The organism is Klebsiella oxytoca NBRC 105695 (assembly GCF_001598695.1).
In the GTDB taxonomy this organism is placed as follows: domain Bacteria; phylum Pseudomonadota; class Gammaproteobacteria; order Enterobacterales; family Enterobacteriaceae; genus Klebsiella; species Klebsiella oxytoca.
On record NZ_BCZK01000006.1, the window covers coordinates 96,827 to 115,262 of the forward strand.

Here is an 18,436-nt window from a genome sequence, read left to right on the forward strand (position 1 = left end):
ATGTTAAAAAAACGAATAAAAGGATTCAGAAGAGAGGCATAAAAAAACCGGCCCTGAGGCCGGTTTTGACGTTTCACGTAAGCGACTTAATGTGCCGCTTCCGGTTTGTGCTTTTGCGCGCTCTGGAAGGCGTAGGTCAGCGCATTTTTCTCTTTATCCAGCTCAACGATCACCTGACCGCCGTCAACCAGTGAGCCAAACAGCAGCTCGTTGGCCAGCGGTTTTTTCAGGTTGTCCTGAATCACCCTCGCCATCGGACGCGCGCCCATGGCCCGGTCGTAGCCTTTCTCGGCCAGCCAATCGCGGGCTTCCTGGCTTACTTCCAAAGAGACGCCTTTCTGATCCAGCTGGACCTGCAGCTCAACGATAAACTTATCCACCACCTGGTGGATAACCGTCGTGGACAGGTGATCGAACCAGATAATGTTGTCGAGGCGGTTACGGAACTCCGGCGTAAAGATCTTTTTGATCTCATCCATCGCATCCGGACTGTTGTCCTGATGGATAAGGCCAATCGATTTACGCTCGGTTTCACGCACGCCGGCGTTGGTGGTCATCACCAGCACCACGTTGCGGAAATCCGCTTTGCGGCCGTTGTTATCGGTCAGCGTACCGTTATCCATTACCTGCAACAGCAGGTTAAAGACGTCCGGATGCGCTTTTTCAATTTCATCGAGCAGCAGTACCGCGTGCGGATGCTTAATAACCGCATCGGTCAGCAGCCCGCCCTGATCGAAACCGACGTATCCCGGAGGCGCACCAATTAAGCGGCTGACGGTATGACGTTCCATATATTCGGACATATCAAAACGCAGCAGCTCAATACCCAGCGACTTCGCCAGCTGTACAGTAACCTCGGTTTTACCCACCCCGGTAGGCCCGGCAAACAGGAAAGAGCCGACAGGTTTGTGCTCATGGCCAAGCCCGGCGCGCGCCATCTTGATCGCTTCGGTTAAGGCCTCAATCGCTTTATCCTGGCCAAAGACCAGCATTTTCAGGCGATCGCCAAGGTTCTTCAGCGTATCGCGGTCGCTGCGGGAAACGCTCTTCTCAGGAATACGCGCAATTCGCGCCACCACGGACTCAATATCCGCCACGTTGACCGTTTTCTTACGTTTGCTCACCGGCATCAAGCGCGCGCGCGCCCCGGCTTCGTCAATCACGTCAATCGCCTTATCCGGCAGATGACGATCGTTAATGTATTTCACCGCCAGTTCCACCGCCGCACGTACCGCTTTCGCGGTGTAACGCACGTCGTGGTGCGCTTCATACTTCGGCTTCAGACCGTTAATAATCTGCACCGTCTCTTCCACGGAAGGTTCGGTGATATCAATTTTCTGGAAACGACGCGCCAGCGCGCGATCTTTTTCAAAGATGTTGCTGAACTCCTGGTAGGTCGTCGAACCGATAACCCGGATTTTACCGCTGGAAAGCAGCGGCTTAATCAGGTTAGCGGCATCGACCTGCCCGCCGGAAGCCGCGCCCGCACCAATGATAGTGTGGATCTCATCAATGAACAGAATACTGTTGGTATCCTGCTCCAGCTGCTTAAGCAGCGCTTTAAAGCGTTTTTCAAAATCGCCGCGGTATTTAGTGCCAGCCAGCAGCGAGCCAATATCCAGTGAATAGATAGTGCAGTCGGCCATCACTTCCGGTACGTCGCCCTGCACGATACGCCAGGCGAGACCTTCGGCAATTGCGGTCTTACCGACGCCGGATTCCCCCACCAGCAGCGGGTTGTTCTTGCGACGGCGGCACAGAACCTGAATAGCACGTTCCAGCTCTTTCTCGCGGCCGATCAGCGGATCGATACCGCCTACGCGGGCAAGCTGGTTGAGGTTGGTGGTGAAGTTTTCCATACGATCCTCCCCGCCTGCTTGCTCTTCACTGCTGCCAGGCTGGCTTCCGCTGTTATCGGAAGACTGGCTCGGCTCGTCTTTGCGCGTACCGTGAGAGATGAAGTTCACCACATCAAGTCGGCTGACTTCATGTTTACGCAGCAGGTATGCCGCCTGAGACTCCTGTTCGCTGAAAATCGCGACCAGAACGTTGGCGCCGGTCACTTCGCTGCGACCGGATGACTGGACGTGGAAAACAGCACGTTGCAACACGCGCTGGAAGCTCAGCGTCGGCTGAGTGTCGCGCTCTTCTTCCGTTGCAGGCAGTACGGGTGTGGTCTGTTCGATGAAGGCTTCAAGTTCCTGACGCAGCGCGACCAGGTCCACTGAACACGCTTCAAGCGCTTCGCGGGCCGAAGGGTTGCTAAGCAGCGCCAGCAACAAGTGCTCGACGGTCATGAACTCATGACGGTGCTCGCGCGCTCTGGCGAAAGCCATGTTTAAACTGAGTTCCAGTTCTTGATTGAGCATAGGCACCTCCCCCAAGTTTATTGCCTGCATTCAGGCTTTTTCTAGCGTACACAACAACGGATGTTCGTTCTCCCTCGCATATTGGTTCACCATCGATACTTTGGTTTCCGCGACTTCAGCGGTAAACACCCCGCAAATCGCTTTACCTTGATAGTGAACCGTCAGCATCAGTTGCGTTGCACGTTCAACATCATAAGAAAAGAATTTTTGTAACACGTCAATAACAAACTCCATTGGAGTGTAGTCATCATTGACTAATATCACTTTATACATAGATGGCGGTTTTAGCGCATCTTTAACTTCGTCCTCGATTAGCTGATCGAAGTCCAACCAGTCTCTCTTACTCATCGTCAGTGTTCATCATCGGTTGCTGTTGCCAACAGGCGGTGGCCTGTCGATGACCAGAGGCTATGCACATCACAAATCTACAATAGATCATAGATAATTATCATCTATTACTTCCATCCGCGATGTCTGTCACATTCCCCGGCAATAGCGTTAACTGCTTCAAATTTTGACGCATTTTTCACCGTCCCCGGTCGTCAATCGCTTGACGCATTTCCTGATTTCTCTAAATTGTAGTGGCGAGAGTTGGCGAGCAAATGAACAACTCGTCACTCCACTACCGGTTCATTCCATCTTACTTATAAGATTTACGAAGGATGTCGAAGTATGGAAATGGGTACTGTTAAGTGGTTCAACAATGCCAAAGGGTTCGGTTTTATCTGCCCTGAGGGCGGCGGCGAAGACATTTTCGCCCATTACTCGACCATCCAGATGGATGGTTACAGAACGCTAAAAGCCGGACAAGCGGTTCGGTTTGATGTTCACCAGGGGCCAAAAGGTAATCACGCCAGCGTGATCGTCCCTGTTGAAGCGGAAGAAACAGAAACAGCCGCATAACTCTTTTGCTTCATTGTGTACATCCTGCCAGTAAAATGCCAGTCCTTCTGACTGGCATTTTTTTATCGCTACTCCCGTGCCAGGGCGTCGACCGGGTCCAGACGAGCCGCATTGCGCGCCGGGAGCCAGCCAAACAACACTCCGGTCAGCGTCGAGCATAAAAATGCGGTCAGCAGCGCCAGCGGCGAAAAGCCGATTTCCCAGCCGGGCAAAAACAGCTGCAGCACGAAGGCAATCAGCAACGAAAGCGTCACGCCCAGCGCCCCGCCGACCAGGCAAACCAGCACCGCCTCAATCAAAAACTGCTGCAGTACGTCGCTGGCCCGCGCCCCGACAGCCATACGGATACCGATCTCTCGCGTGCGTTCGGTAACAGAGACCAGCATAATATTCATCACGCCAATCCCGCCGACCACCAGCGCAATCACCGCCACCAGGGTCAGAAATAGCTGTAGTGTATGTGTGGTCCGTTCCGCCGTTTTCAAGATGCTGTCCATATTCCAGGTGAAAACATCTTTCTTACCGTGGCGCAGTTCCAGGAGACGTAACAGCTGCTGCTCGGCAAGCGCGCTGTCGTAACCTTCATTGACCCGGACGGTGATGGAGTTCAGCCACGACTGCCCCATAACCCGGCCGGCCATCGTGGTATAGGGTAACCAGACGCGCAGAATTTTGCTGCTGCCAAACATCGACTGTTTTTCATCGGCAACGCCGATGACCGTCGCGGGCATGTTGCCGACAAGAATCACTTCGCCAACGACCCGCGCTTTGTGCGGAAACAGCTGTCGACGCGCGTTGCTATCGAGCACCACCACCTGCGCGCGGCTATTTAGCTGGAGTTCGTTGAAGGTGTTGCCTTCGCTAAAAGTCATACCGTAAACGTTAAAGTACTGCGCCCCCACGCCCTCAGCGCTAGCGGCAACGTCGATATTATCCGCCCGCAGACGCAGGCTTTTGGAGACCGCAGGGGTCGCCGAGCTGACCCAGAGCTGTTTCTGAATAGCAAGCAGATCGTCGTACTTCAGCGACTGCTGATAGCGGGGATCGTCATCGCCGAAATCCTTACCGGGATAAACATCAATGGTATTGGTGCCGATGGCGCGGATATCGGCCAGCACCATTTGCTTCGCGGCATCGCCCACCACCACAATCGACACCACCGATGCAATGCCGATAATGATCCCGAGCATCGTCAGCAGCGTGCGCATTTTATTCGCCGCCATGGCGCGCCAGGCCATGACCAGCGCCTCGCGAAAACCGCTACTGAACTGACGCCATGCCGACGGTTCGGCCGCCGTGCGCTGGCGCAGCGCGCCGCCTTGCGCGGAGCTCAACGCGGGCGGGTTACGCACGATCTCACCGTCGTGTATCTCAATGACCCGCTCAGCCTGAGCCGCCACCTGCGGGTCATGGGTGACGATAATGACCGTATGTCCCTGCGCTTTCAGCTGGTGAAGGATCCCCATGACCTCTTCGCCGGAGCGGCTGTCCAGCGCACCGGTAGGCTCATCCGCCAGAATCACTTCCCCGCCGTTCATCAGGGCGCGGGCGATACTCACCCGCTGCTGTTGGCCGCCGGAGAGCTGTGAAGGTTGATATTCTGCCCGGTCGCCAAGCCCCAGTCGTACCAGCAGCTCATGGGCGCGGGCCAGCCGCGCTTTGCGCTCCGCTCCGGCATAGACCGCCGGCACTTCCACGTTCTGCGCCGCGGTGAGATGCGATAGCAGATGATAGCGCTGAAAAATAAAACCGAAATGTTCCCGCCGCAGGCGCGCCAGCTCATCGCCGTTGAGACGTGCCACGTCGGTTCCGGCAACCCGATAGGTGCCGCTGGTGGGTTTATCCAGACAGCCGAGAATATTCATCAGCGTGGATTTCCCTGAGCCGGAGGCCCCGACAATAGCCACCATCTCGCCGGCGGCAATGCTCAACGTAATACCTTTCAGCACCTCAACGTTGCCATCGCCGGAGGGGTAGCTGCGGCGAATATCACGCAGTTCAAGTAACGCCGTCATTTCGCTGCTCCGGCCGCACCTTCGCCGATAATGACTTCATCCCCCTCTTCCAGCCCTTTCACCACCGCCACATCGGTGTCATTCCGCGCACCGATAACGATTTCACGCTCTTTAACTTCACCGGTACGTAGCAGACGCACGTGATAGCGGTTATCGCCGATGGCCTCCCCCAGCGCGCTCAGCGGGATGGTGATGACGTTTTTGACTTCCGAAAGCTGAATATGCACCTGGGCGGTCATCTCCAGGCGCAGGATGCCCTGCGGGTTCGGTACCTCAAAGCGGGCGTAGTAGAAGATGGCGTCGTTAACCTTTTCAGGCGTCGGTAGAATATCCTTCAGCGTCCCTTCATAGCGCGTCAGCGGATCGCCCAACACCGTAAACCAGGCCTTTTGCCCCGGCTTGAGATGGATGACGTCCGCTTCCGAAACCTGCGCCTTCACCAGCATGGTGCTGAGATCGGCCAGGGTCAAAATATTCGGCGCCTGCTGGGCGGCAATCACCGTCTGCCCCTGCAGGGTGGTGATTTGCGTCACTTCCCCGGACATCGGCGCCAGAATTTTGGTGTAGTCGAGGTTGGTTTTAGCCGTATCCAGGGTGGCCTGATTGCGTTTGACCTGCGCTTCAATCGTGCCGATTTGCGCCTCTTTCACCGCCAGGTCGGTCGCGGCGGTGTCCAGGTCCTGCCGGGAGACCAGCTGACGCTGCGCCAGCTGCTGCTGGCGAGCTAAAGTCGCCGCAGAGAGTTTACGCTCCGCGCGCGCCTGGTTGAGCTGCGCCCGCAGCTCCATCAGCGTCGCTTCAACTTCCTTAATCTGGTTTTCCGCCTGCTCCGGGTCAATAACCCCCAGCAGCTGGTCTTTTTTCACTTTGTCGCCAATCTCGACGCGCAGCGTTTTGAGCTGTCCGCTCACCTGCGCCCCGACATCCACTTTTTTTAACGCATCCAGCTTACCGGTCGCCAGCACGCTCTGCTGCAGATCCCCTTTACGCACCACCAGCGTCTGATATTGCGGCAGCGGCGCATTCAGTATTCGCCATCCCCAGACGGCGAGGGCCAGCACGACAATCGCCAGCAGCCACCAAATTTTCCTGCGCTTTCCATTTAATTTCATAACCATTCCTGATGTTTTAATCCGCAGAACCCGCGTCAATTCTATCTAAATGCGGTAACAGAATAACGTTCATTTTTAGCTGCGCTTAATTTTTGTTTAACTGAGGTTGAGTGACGTGCAGATGCAGACGCGCCGGAATCGCTCCCGGCACGAAGAGATAAACGTTGGTCGCCGCTAATCCGCCCGCCCGCGCGCCAGCCATAGCACGCGAGAAAACATTTTTTTCAACAGCGTCGGAATGGCGTCAACGCCGCGACGTCCGGCCTCCATCGCCACTTCAATCGCCAGGTCAGGCTTAGACGAGCGATGAATCGCTTTGGTGATCACCCGCCGCATATTCATAGGAATATTCATCGGCAGCTGCGCGACCCGATGATAAACATCATCGAATCCCTGACGATACATAAAATGTTCCATATCCATCGCCGGTAGCGCGGTGAGATGGTCTCGCTCCAGCATTTTATCGTCATTCAACAAACTGCGAACGGTGGCGGCGTATTTCTTCCCGGCTTCATCGCCATCCACCAGCACGTGCCACTCAATGCCCATTCGCCGGGCGAACTTAATCAGCGGTTTTAAACCCGACTGGGCAAACTCGATCACCTTCACCCCTTCCGCATCAAAGTGATGGCCGCACTGGCGGGCCAGTTCGTTGATAACCCAGGTTTCCGTCTCGCCTTCCACCAGCAGCCAGCAGCGGGCAAACAGCGATGAAGCGCGGTTAAAACGAATATGAAATGCGATGCGTCGACTGTCTTCTGCATTCATTCCACCAGGCCCCAGCCGCCAGGCCGACACCCGTGACGATTCACGCACCAGTCGGCACACATGCTCGACGGGCGTTAGCGACAGCAGCTCGCCGGAGTTCGTCGTCGTCACCCGCTGCAGCGGCAGCAAATTGAGCAAATGCCAGGCCACGGATAGCATAATGGGGTGCAGTCGGGTTTCCGGATCCTCAATTAACAGCAGCGGCCGCGCATCGCGATCGAGTCTGACGGTCCCTTTCGCCTGCAACAACGTGGAAAAGAGCCCCAATAAAATCACCCGATGGCTACGGCCGCCGGGTTTGTCGATCATACGGTTGATGATGTCCAGATAGCGCCAGCTGCGCTGTTCATCATGTGAATGGCGGCGCATCAGGCGGTGACGAGATTGCGCGCTGCTCTGCTCGGCAAAATAGTGCTCCAACAGCTGCACCATGGCCGACAGCCCCTGTCTGATTTGCCCGTCGGTTAAATTTTGCGGATGGTGCACCAGCTCACGGGAGAGAAAATCGAGCTGGCGGGCGGTAATTTCGATCTGCGGCGAATGCGGCACGGTACCGTTGTGGATCCGCCGCATAAAACGGGCATCGCGCAGGCGCAGCACCGGCATCAGCCGCACCAGGTGACGGGCGAGCTCATCAATATTTTCAACCTCCAGCGCTTCCCCTTCGCCGTTAATAAAGCTGCGCAGAGTCATCACGCTATCATCATCGGCAAGCTCCCCCTCCAGGCGGTAGAACACTCGCTGATAGCCATCGTCGCAGGGTACCCAGCAATTGCTGAGCGGCCGATAGCGGCGGACCCGATGGCGGCCCGGTTCATTTTCACGGAAGGTCAGAATAATATGCAGATGACGCTCGCGCCCCTGAACATCCCCGGGCGGAAACCAAAAATCTTCCCGAACAAAATGATAGAGATCGAACTCAGGCGACAGGAGCAGCGTCAGGGCATCCAGCAGGCTGGATTTACCCCATGCATTTTCGCCAATCAGCACGTTATTTTGCTCCAGCATCAACGATAACCGGTTGATGCCGCGAAAGCCTACTATTTCGACGCGCTCAAGATGCATATCCCCTCCGCTCGGTGGCTACTTTCTCCTTCAGTTATCAGCAGTATAGCGAGGTGGGGAGGAACATGACACACCCGCTACTCCGCGCTGCAGGATAAATCTTAAGCGTATGTATCCGCACGGTGACTATTCAGCTTGCAAATTACTTACCGGGTTGCCAGTTTTTTAATTTGTTCTGTTCTACACTTCAACTCGGTAGACATTACTGAAGGAATCACATCACCTTGCCCTAAATCAAGTTACCTCGATTTATATTGCTAGTGCGACAATGTTGAACGTCCATAAAATAGCGGCGCTTTATTTTTATCGTCGTTATTTATATCGATAAATAAAGACCGGCGCGGTTTTCCGCGCTCGTAACATTATTTTATTGAGGTGGTTATGTTTAGAAAATTAGCAGCAGAATGCTTTGGTACATTCTGGCTGGTGTTTGGTGGTTGCGGCAGCGCCGTTCTGGCGGCGGCCTTCCCGGAATTAGGTATTGGTTTTGCCGGCGTCGCGTTAGCCTTCGGCTTAACGGTATTAACCATGGCGTTTGCCGTCGGTCATATTTCCGGCGGCCACTTTAACCCGGCAGTCACTTTAGGCCTGTGGGCCGGCGGTCGTTTCCCGGCTAAAGAGGTGATTGGCTATATTATCGCCCAGGTTGTCGGCGGTATTATTGCCGCCGCTATTCTGTATATCGTCGCCAGCGGTAAAGCGGGCTTTGACGCCGCCGCCAGCGGGTTCGCGTCGAACGGTTACGGCGAACACTCACCGGGCGGTTTCTCCATGCTCTCCGCAATTGTGATTGAGATTGTCCTGACCTGCGGCTTCCTGTTGGTCATCCACGGCGCCACCGATAAAAACGCTCCGGCGGGCTTCGCCCCTATCGCCATTGGCCTGGCGCTGACCCTTATTCACCTGATCAGCATTCCGGTCACCAACACTTCTGTCAACCCGGCTCGTAGCACCGCGGTAGCGATTTTCCAGGGCGGCTGGGCGCTGCAGCAGCTGTGGCTATTCTGGGTGATGCCGATTATCGGCGGTATTCTCGGCGGCGTGCTCTACCGTACTCTGCTGGAAAAACGCAGTTAAGCACCCTCGCTTCTCTGAAGGCCCGGTTTCCCGGGCCTTTCTTTTTTTCGACTACTTTACTCAGTCCGGCGATTTGGGTAGTGTCAGGGACGCTATTTTCACTCTGCAAGGACCACGTCGTTCATGTTTTCGGGACTATTAATCATTCTGCTGCCGTTAATCGCAGGCTACCTTATTCCTCTCCATCGGCCGTCAGCCCTTAAACTTATCGCACGACTTCTGAGCTGGATCGTTTACGTTATTCTCTTTTTTATGGGAATTAGCCTGGCGTTCCTCGATAATCTGGCCAGCAACCTGTTGTCGATACTTCATTACGCAGCGGTCAGCGTCGTCATTATCCTGCTGTGTAATATTGCGGCTCTGATGTGGCTTGAGCAGAAAATGCCCTGGCAAAATCATCATCGCCAGGAAAAATTACCCTCGCGTCTGGCAATGGCGCTGGAATCCCTTCAGCTATGCGGCGTAGTCCTTATTGGTTTTCTTATTGGCCTGAGCGGCCTGCCTTTTTTACAACACGCCACCGAGGCCAGTGAATATACGCTGATTTTCCTGCTGTTCCTGATCGGTATTCAGCTGCGTAATAATGGCATGACCCTGCGGCAAATCGTTCTGAATCGCCGCGGAATGATGGTTGCGGTGGTGGTGATGGTGAGCTCACTGCTGGGCGGAATCATTAATGCCTTTATTCTCGACCTGCCGCTAAAAACCGGCCTGGCCATGGCCTCCGGCTTTGGCTGGTATTCGCTTTCCGGCATCCTGTTAACAGAATCCTATGGCCCGGTGATTGGTAGCGCCGCCTTCTTTAACGATCTGGCACGAGAGCTGCTGGCGATTATGCTGATCCCGGGGCTGGTACGCCGCAGCCGTTCAACGGCGCTAGGCCTGTGCGGCGCAACATCGATGGATTTTACGCTGCCGGTGCTGCAGCGCTCAGGCGGCGTGGAGATCGTGCCGGCAGCTATTGTTCATGGCTTCATTCTCAGCCTGCTGGTGCCCATCCTGATGGCCTTTTTCTCCGCTTAATACCTCTCAGGCGGTAGCCCTCTGCCGCCAATTTTGCGCTAAATCAATCTCCCTGTAAGTTGTATCAGAAATACCTTTTCTCCTCACGCGCTCGGGCATAACCTTAAACATGTATATTAAATATAACTTTAAAAGGTGTGACCATGTTTTGTGTGCAATGTGAACAAACCATCCGTACTCCGGCAGGAAACGGCTGCTCTTACGCGCAGGGTATGTGCGGGAAAACGGCCGAAACGTCCGATCTGCAGGATCTGCTGATTGCCTCTCTGCAGGGCCTCTCCGCCTGGGCGCTTAAAGCTCGTGAATATGGCATCATCGACCACGACGTCGATAGCTTTGCGCCGCGCGCTTTTTTCTCTACGCTGACTAACGTTAACTTCGACTCCCCGCGTATCGTTGGCTATGCGCGTCAGGCTATCGCCATGCGTGAAGCGCTTAAAGCCCAGTGCCTGAGCATTGATGCCCACGCGACGGTTAACAATCCGATGGCCGCTGTGCAACTGGCTAGCGACGATCTGGGCGACCTGCAGCGTCAGGCGGCGGAATTTACTCCGAACAAAGACAAAGCGGCCATCGGCGAGAACATTCTCGGCCTGCGCCTGCTGTGCCTGTACGGCCTGAAAGGCGCTGCGGCCTATATGGAGCACGCGCACGTTCTGGGCCAGTACGACAACGACATCTACGCCCAGTACCATAAAATCATGGCATGGCTGGGTACCTGGCCTGACGATATGAACGCTCTGCTGGAGCGCTCAATGGAAATCGGCCAGATGAACTTCAAAGTCATGAGCATTCTGGACGCCGGTGAGACCACCAAATACGGTCATCCGACCCCAACCCAGGTCAACGTTAAAGCGACCGAGGGCAAGTGCATCCTGATCTCCGGCCATGACCTGAAAGATCTCTATAACCTGCTGGAGCAGACCGAAGGCACCGGCGTTAACGTCTACACCCACGGGGAAATGCTGCCGGCGCACGGCTATCCGGAGCTGCGTAAATTCAAACACCTGATTGGGAACTACGGCAGCGGCTGGCAGAACCAGCAGGTGGAGTTCGCCCGTTTCCCGGGGCCGATCGTCATGACCTCTAACTGCATCATCGACCCAACCGTCGGCGCCTATGACGATCGTATCTGGACCCGCAGCATCGTTGGCTGGCCGGGCGTGAACCATCTGGAAGGCGAAGATTTCGCCCCGGTTATCGCCCAGGCGCAGCAGATGGCAGGCTTCCCGTACAGCGAGATCCCGCATCTCATCACCGTAGGTTTCGGCCGTCAGACCCTTCTGGGCGCTGCTGATACCCTTATCGATCTGGTGAGCCGGGAAAAACTGCGCCACATCTTCCTGGTTGGCGGCTGCGACGGCGCGCGGGGCGAGCGTAATTACTTCACCGATTTTGCCACCAGCGTACCGGACGACTGCCTGATCCTGACCCTGGCCTGCGGTAAATACCGCTTCAATAAACTCGATTTCGGCGATATTGAAGGCCTGCCGCGTCTGGTCGATGCCGGTCAGTGCAACGACGCTTACTCGGCGATTATCCTGGCGGTGACCCTGGCGGAAAAACTGGGCTGCGGCGTCAATGATCTGCCGCTATCGCTGGTGCTTTCCTGGTTCGAGCAGAAAGCGATTGTCATTCTGCTGACCCTGCTCTCACTGGGCGTGAAAAACATCGTAACCGGCCCGACCGCGCCAGGCTTCTTCACCCCGGATCTGCTGGCCGTGCTCAATGAGAAATTCGGTCTGCGCTCTGTGACCACCGTAGAAGAAGACATGAAGCAACTGCTGAGCGCGTAAGGAGCTATCCATGACCATGCCAACCTCACAATGCCCGTGGCGGATGCAGGTGCATCACATCCATCAGGAAACGCCGGATGTGTGGACCATTTCATTGCTCTGCCATGACTATTATCCGTACCGTGCCGGGCAGTACGCGCTGGTGAGCGTGCGTAATTCGGCAGAGACCCTGCGCGCTTACACTATTTCGTCCACGCCGGGCGTCAGCGAATATATTACGTTGACCGTTCGCCGTATTGACGATGGCGCGGGATCACAGTGGCTCACCCGCGACGTAAAGCGCGGCGACTATATCTGGCTGTCCGACGCGATGGGGGATTTCACCTGCGATGATAAAGCGGACGATAAGTTCCTGATGCTGGCCGCAGGCTGCGGCGTCACGCCGATCATGTCGATGCGCCGCTGGCTGGCAAAATATCGCCCGCAGGCTGATGTGCAGGTGATTTTTAACGTTCGTTCGCCGCAGGATGTGATTTTCGCTGAGGAGTGGCGTCAGTATCCGGTGACGCTGGTGGCGGAAAATAACGCTACCCACGGTTTCGTGGCAGGACGTTTAACGACTGAACTACTGCAAAGCGTGCCGGATCTGGCATCGCGCACCGTGATGACCTGCGGTCCGGCGCCGTATATGGATCTCGTCGAGCAGGAAGTGAAAGCGCTGGGCGCGACGCGCTTCTTTAAAGAGCAGTTCTTTACGCCAGTCGCCGTCGCGGCCACCAGCGGTCTGAAGTTCACCAAACTGCAGCCGGCGAAAACGTTTTATGCCCCGGTCGGCACCACGCTGCTCGAAGCGCTGGAAAGCAATAAGGTGCCGGTTACCGTCGCCTGCCGCGCGGGCGTTTGCGGCTGCTGCAAAACGAAAGTGGTTTCCGGTGAATATACCGTCAGCAGCACCATGACGTTAACCGATGCGGAAATCGCTGAAGGCTACGTGCTGGCCTGCTCCTGCCAGCCGCAGGGAGATTTGGTACTGGCTTAATGTTGTTGCTGGCCATGCTACGCGGTAATCGTCGGGTAGCATGGCTCTTACTGAACTGCCGGAACGGCAGTGAACCAATTCAAAAATGCCGATGCGATCGGTCATCCTTTCTAAGCTGCCTGTACGGCAGTGAACACTAGCCCGGCGCACCTGCCTTATTGTTTTATCATGCAATAATCAATAAAAGGCCCTTTTACCCTTTTTTAGGCAAGAATAAAAATTTTAAAAAATCAATATCTTAAAATAACCCCCAAAAAAAGGGTCTGAAAAACGAGCGGCGACACCCCGGCAAACAGGATGTGGCCAGGGTGAGGCAGAAAACACTGGTGCACTTACCGCAAGGCCGAGTTTCCACCAATGGAATATCGGCCTGCCCCGAGGAAGGCAATCGCCAGCGCGCCAACAAAGAAATAGACCAGACTCTCAATCGCCCACGCGCCTACCGCATCCAGCGCGAAGGTTTTACCCGTCCCGACCATTAGCCAGGCCACAACCATCGTGAATGCCAGCACCAGCGCCGCAGGGCGCGTCAGGATCCCCACAATCAGCAGACATGGCGCAACCACTTCTCCAGCTAAAACCCCATAAGCGATAAAGCCTGGCAGACCTTTCGCCACCAGCATGCTGCTGATGCCCCCCACGCCATCGAATAGCTTGTGTAATCCGTGAAACAGCATCAGGCCGCCAACGGCAAGTCGTAACAAAAGTTTGCCAAAATCATCATGCGACAGCAGTTTATTAACACCATTTAACAGAGATTTAACCATTTGAAATGATTCCTGTTTACCACCGAAGGTCAACACAGCGTATGCGCAATGTCCGACGAATAAAAGCAGCTGAAAATGAGGGGCAAACGGCGGGCGTAATGGTCATTTTCATCTAAGCTTGTAAGCGTTATCACTTAAGGAGATGGAAAACCATGAAACAGACCGTGGCGGCATACATTGCCAAAACTCTAGAACAGGCTGGCGTTAAACGTATTTGGGGCGTGACTGGGGATTCTCTTAATGGCTTAAGCGACAGCCTGAACCGCATGGGGACCATCGACTGGATGCCCACGCGCCATGAAGAAGTTGCCGCCTTCGCCGCCGGAGCGGAAGCGCAGCTTACCGGCGAACTGGCGGTGTGCGCCGGTTCCTGCGGGCCGGGCAACCTGCATCTTATTAACGGTCTTTTCGACTGCCACCGCAACCATGTTCCGGTGCTGGCCATCGCCGCCCATATTCCTTCCAGCGAAATCGGCAGCGGTTACTTTCAGGAAACGCATCCGCAGGAGCTGTTTCGCGAATGCAGCCACTACTGCGAACTGGTCTCCTCGCCGGAGCAGATCCCGCAGGTGCTGGCCATCGCTATGCGCAAAGCGGTGATTAACCGCGGCGTCTCGGTAGTGGTGCTCCCCGGCGACGTTGCGCTAAAACCCGCGCCGGAAAGCGCCAGCAGCCACTGGTACCACGCCCCGCTGCCGCAGGTGACGCCGGCAGAAGAAGAACTGAAAAAACTGGCCCAGCTGCTGCGCTATTCGAGCAATATCGCGCTGATGTGCGGCAGCGGCTGCGCCGGAGCGCATAAAGAGCTGGTAGAGTTCGCCGCGAAGCTGAAAGCGCCTATCGTTCACGCGCTGCGCGGCAAAGAGCACGTTGAATACGATAACCCTTATGATGTTGGGATGACCGGGCTGATAGGCTTCTCCTCCGGTTTCCATACCATGATGAACGCTGACACCCTGGTGCTGCTCGGCACCCAGTTCCCCTATCGCGCCTTCTACCCGACGGACGCAAAAATTATTCAGATCGATATCAACCCCGGCAGTATCGGCGCGCACAGTAAAGTGGACATGGCGCTGATCGGCGATATCAAATCCACCCTCAGCGCGCTGCTGCCGCATCTGGAAGAGAAAACCGACCGCAAGTTCCTCGACAAAGCCCTGGAACACTATCGCGACGCGCGCAAGGGGCTCGATGACCTGGCGAAGCCAAGCGATAAAACCCTTCATCCGCAGTATCTGGCGCAGCGGATCAGCCACTTTGCCGACGACGACGCCATTTTTACCTGTGACGTCGGAACGCCAACCGTGTGGGCTGCGCGCTATTTACAGATGAACGGCAAGCGCCGCCTGATCGGATCGTTCAACCACGGTTCGATGGCTAACGCCATGCCGCAGGCCATCGGCGCGAAGGCCACCGCCCCCGACCGTCAGGTCGTGGCAATGTGCGGCGACGGCGGCTTTAGTATGCTGATGGGGGATTTTCTCTCGCTGGCGCAAATGAAGCTGCCGGTCAAGATCGTTATCTTCAATAACAGCGTCCTGGGCTTTGTCGCGATGGAGATGAAGGCCGGCGGCTATCTGACAGACGGCACCGAGCTGCATGCGACCAACTTTGCCCGCATCGCCGAGGCCTGCGGCATTAAGGGCATCCGTGTCGAAAAAGCGGCTGACGTAGACCAGGCGTTGCAAACCGCCTTCAGTACCGACGGCCCGGTCCTGGTGGATGTGGTGGTCGCCAGTGAAGAACTGGCGATGCCGCCGCAGATCAAACTGGAGCAGGCCAAAGGTTTCAGCCTTTACATGCTGCGCGCGATTATTAGCGGCCGCGGCGATGAGGTTATCGAACTGGCGAAAACTAACTGGCTAAGGTAAAAATATCCTTTTCAATTCATACGCAAAAACATTCGTGTCGCATTAAGGCGGCAAGCCCGAAAATCCCCGGAAGCAGAAATAACGATGTGACCGGGGTTTGAGGGTGCAGCCAACGCAGAGGCAGCGCGAAGGATGAAGTGTATAAGGATATGTCATGATAGATTTACGCAGTGATACCGTCACCCGCCCGGGCCGCGCCATGCGGGAAGCGATGATGGCCGCCCCGGTCGGGGATGACGTGTATGGCGATGACCCGACCGTTAACGAACTCCAGCGCTTTGCCGCCGACCTGGCGGGCAAAGAGGCCGCTATCTTCTTGCCGACCGGCACTCAGGCCAACCTGGTCGCGCTGCTCAGCCACTGCCAGCGCGGCGAAGAGTATATTGTCGGCCAGGGCGCGCATAATTATCTCTACGAAGCCGGCGGCGCGGCGGTGCTCGGCAGTATCCAGCCGCAGCCTATCGACGCCGCAGCTGACGGTTCCCTGCCGCTCGATAAAGTCGCAGCCAAAATCAAACCGGACGATATCCATTTCGCCCCTACCCGGCTACTGTCGCTGGAAAACACCCACAACGGCAAAGTGCTGCCGCGTGAATATCTTAAAGATGCCTGGGAGTTTACGCGTCAGCGCGGCCTGGGGCTGCACGTCGACGGGGCGCGTATCTTTAACGCCGTCGTGGAATACGGCTGCGCGCTGGGTGAGATCACCCGCTACTGCGACTCTTTCACCATCTGTCTGTCTAAAGGTCTCGGCGCGCCGGTAGGCTCGCTGCTGGTGGGGAGCGAAGCGTATATTCGCCGCGCCATCCGCTGGCGGAAAATGGTCGGCGGCGGGATGCGTCAGGCCGGGATTCTGGCCGCGGCGGGCCTGTATGCTTTGCAGAACAACGTCGAGCGTTTAAAAGAGGATCATGATAACGCCGCATGGATGGCAGAACAGCTGCGCGCCGCCGGCGCGGATGTGATGCGTCATGACACCAATATGCTGTTTGTTCGCGTCGGTGAAGCGCGCGCCGCCGCCCTGGGCGAGTATCTGCGCGAACGCGGAGTGCTGATCAACGCCTCGCCCATCGTGCGCCTGGTGACGCATATTGACGTGAACCGTCAGCAGCTTGCCGAGGTGGTTAGCCACTGGCAGACATTTTTAAATCGCTAAGGAGTCCGGCGTGTCGCAGCGAATTCTGGTGCTTGGCGCCAGCGGTTATATCGGCCAGCATCTGGTGACAAGGCTCAGCGAGCAGGGCTTCACCGTGCTGGCGGCGGCACGCCAGATCGACAGACTCAAGAAGCAGCATCTCCCCGGCGTCGAGTGCTATTCGCTCGATTTAAACCAGCCTGACGCGCTACCCGCCCTGCTGGCGCAGGTTGACACCGTTTATTATCTGGTACACGGGATGGGCGAAGGCGGCGACTTTATCCGCCACGAGCGGCAGGTCGCCCTTAACGTCCGCGACGCGCTGCGCAAGACGCCGGTGAACGAAGTCATTTTTCTCAGTTCGTTACAGGTTGCAGAAGAGGAGCAATCCGATCATCTGCGCGCCCGCCAGATCACCGGCGATCTGCTGCGCGAATCGGGCGTACCGGTAGCGGAAGTTCGCGCCGGCATTATCGTCGGCGCCGGTTCCGCCGCGTTCGAAGTGATGCGCGATATGGTTTACAACCTGCCGGTACTGACGCCGCCGCGCTGGGTGCGCTCGCGCACCACGCCGATTGCGCTGGAAAACTTACTCTATTATCTGCTGCTGCTGCTGAACCATCCTGCGGCAGAGCATCGCATTTTTGAAGCCGCCGGGCCGGAAATTTTGAGCTATCAGCAGCAGTTTATCCGCTTTATGGCAGTCAGCGGCAAACGTCGGCCGTTGATCCCCATTCCTTTTCCGACCCGTTGGATTTCGGTGTGGTTTCTCAACATCATTACTTCAGTGCCGTCAACCACGGCCAGGGCGCTAATTCAGGGGCTAAAGCACGATCTGATCGCCGACGACCGCGCCCTGCGGGCGCTCATCCCGCAACCTCTCATCGCTTTTGATGAAGCGGTGCGCCGCACGCTAAAGGAAGAGGAGCAACTGGTGAACTCCAGCGACTGGGGCTACGATGCGCAGGCCTTTGCCCGCTGGCGCCCAGAGTACGGTTACTACCCGAAACAGGCGGGCTGCACCGTTAACACTTCCGCCAGCCTTGCTGCGCTGTGGAAGGTGGTCAACCAAATTGGCGGCAAAGAGGGCTATTTCTTCGGCAACGCTCTGTGGAAAACTCGCGGGGCGATGGATCTGCTGGTCGGTCACCGGCTGGCAAAAGGTCGCCCGGAAAATGAATATCTGCAGACCCGCGATGCGGTGGACAGCTGGAAGGTGATTATCGTCGAGCCGGAAAAGCAGTTGACGCTGTTATTCGGCATGAAAGCGCCCGGCCTTGGCCGCCTGAGCTTTACCCTGCGCGATAAAGGCGACCATCGCGAACTGGACGTCCGCGCCTGGTGGCACCCGCACGGTATGCCGGGACTCTGCTACTGGTTGCTGATGATCCCGGCGCATCTGTTTATTTTTCGCGGTATGGCCCGACGCATCGCGCACCTGGCGGAGCAAATCACCATCAAATAGAGTATAGGTACAGAATTCTTTCATGATTCTCATTGCATCGTAGTCAGAATCACGGAAAAATGCGCACGAAATTCTTTTGTTAAACAGTGGA

At 56.2% G+C, this 18,436-nt stretch carries 14 protein-coding genes; 8 read left to right on the forward strand and 6 right to left on the reverse strand.

From position 1 onward, the window contains the following. Window positions 1-86 precede the first annotated feature (86 nt). Window positions 87-2,369, reverse strand: coding sequence for an ATP-dependent Clp protease ATP-binding subunit ClpA (gene clpA / locus KO1_RS12130; RefSeq protein ID WP_004100629.1), 2,283 nt, complete (start codon window positions 2,367-2,369; stop codon window positions 87-89). A gap of 30 nt (window positions 2,370-2,399) precedes the next feature. Beyond that, on the reverse strand, window positions 2,400-2,717 hold the full coding sequence (gene clpS / locus KO1_RS12135; RefSeq protein WP_004100628.1) for an ATP-dependent Clp protease adapter ClpS: 318 nt from the start codon (window positions 2,715-2,717) through the stop codon (window positions 2,400-2,402). A 324-nt stretch (window positions 2,718-3,041) separates the two neighbouring features. On the opposite strand from clpS, the gene cspD reads away from it, so the two are divergent. Next, window positions 3,042-3,272, forward strand: a complete 231-nt coding sequence (gene cspD, locus KO1_RS12140) for a cold shock-like protein CspD (RefSeq protein WP_004100627.1) — start codon at window positions 3,042-3,044, stop codon at window positions 3,270-3,272. Between the two features lie 68 nt (window positions 3,273-3,340). On the opposite strand, the gene macB is transcribed toward cspD, so the two are convergent. From macB to KO1_RS12155, 3 genes are all read right to left on the reverse strand, one after another. Next, window positions 3,341-5,287: a macrolide ABC transporter ATP-binding protein/permease MacB gene (gene macB / locus KO1_RS12145; RefSeq protein ID WP_016808074.1), complete on the reverse strand. Its 1,947-nt coding sequence runs from the start codon at window positions 5,285-5,287 to the stop codon at window positions 3,341-3,343. Next, the gene (macA, locus tag KO1_RS12150) at window positions 5,284-6,399 is read right to left on the reverse strand and encodes a macrolide transporter subunit MacA (protein WP_004100624.1); all 1,116 of its coding nucleotides are present in this window, start codon (window positions 6,397-6,399) and stop codon (window positions 5,284-5,286) included. The genes macB and macA overlap by 4 nt, the downstream gene beginning before the upstream one ends. Window positions 6,400-6,573: 174 nt before the next feature. Then, complete coding sequence (locus KO1_RS12155; protein ID WP_024273968.1) at window positions 6,574-8,232, reverse strand: ATP-dependent endonuclease; 1,659 nt, start codon at window positions 8,230-8,232, stop codon at window positions 6,574-6,576. Window positions 8,233-8,613: 381 nt separating this feature from the next. Here KO1_RS12155 and aqpZ point away from each other — a divergent pair, with 381 nt between their 5' ends. The 4 genes from aqpZ (at window position 8,614) to hcr (ending at window position 13,107) form a co-directional block, all read left to right on the forward strand. Beyond that, entirely contained in the window at window positions 8,614-9,309 is a 696-nt protein-coding gene (gene aqpZ, locus KO1_RS12160; RefSeq protein ID WP_004100621.1) for an aquaporin Z, read from the forward strand. Between the two features lie 123 nt (window positions 9,310-9,432). Continuing rightward, on the forward strand, window positions 9,433-10,332 hold the full coding sequence (locus tag KO1_RS12165; protein ID WP_004100620.1) for a LysO family transporter: 900 nt from the start codon (window positions 9,433-9,435) through the stop codon (window positions 10,330-10,332). 143 nt (window positions 10,333-10,475) lie between these two features. Continuing rightward, window positions 10,476-12,128: a hydroxylamine reductase gene (hcp, locus tag KO1_RS12170; RefSeq protein WP_024273967.1), complete on the forward strand. Its 1,653-nt coding sequence runs from the start codon at window positions 10,476-10,478 to the stop codon at window positions 12,126-12,128. Window positions 12,129-12,138: 10 nt separating this feature from the next. Then, on the forward strand, window positions 12,139-13,107 hold the full coding sequence (gene hcr, locus KO1_RS12175; RefSeq protein WP_016808077.1) for an NADH oxidoreductase: 969 nt from the start codon (window positions 12,139-12,141) through the stop codon (window positions 13,105-13,107). Window positions 13,108-13,439: 332 nt separating this feature from the next. Here hcr and KO1_RS12180 read toward each other — a convergent pair whose 3' ends face one another. After that, window positions 13,440-13,874, reverse strand: coding sequence for a DoxX family protein (locus KO1_RS12180; RefSeq protein WP_024273966.1), 435 nt, complete (start codon window positions 13,872-13,874; stop codon window positions 13,440-13,442). Between the two features lie 152 nt (window positions 13,875-14,026). On the opposite strand from KO1_RS12180, the gene poxB reads away from it, so the two are divergent. The 3 genes from poxB (at window position 14,027) to KO1_RS12195 (ending at window position 18,345) form a co-directional block, all read left to right on the forward strand. Beyond that, the gene (gene poxB / locus KO1_RS12185; protein WP_004100616.1) at window positions 14,027-15,745 is read left to right on the forward strand and encodes a ubiquinone-dependent pyruvate dehydrogenase; all 1,719 of its coding nucleotides are present in this window, start codon (window positions 14,027-14,029) and stop codon (window positions 15,743-15,745) included. Between the two features lie 154 nt (window positions 15,746-15,899). Beyond that, window positions 15,900-16,901 (forward strand): low-specificity L-threonine aldolase, encoded by a 1,002-nt coding sequence (gene ltaE / locus KO1_RS12190; RefSeq protein WP_047720081.1) that lies wholly within the window; start codon window positions 15,900-15,902, stop codon window positions 16,899-16,901. A gap of 10 nt (window positions 16,902-16,911) precedes the next feature. Continuing rightward, entirely contained in the window at window positions 16,912-18,345 is a 1,434-nt protein-coding gene (locus KO1_RS12195) for a DUF2867 domain-containing protein (protein ID WP_047720082.1), read from the forward strand. The last annotated feature ends 91 nt before the right edge of the window (window positions 18,346-18,436 follow it).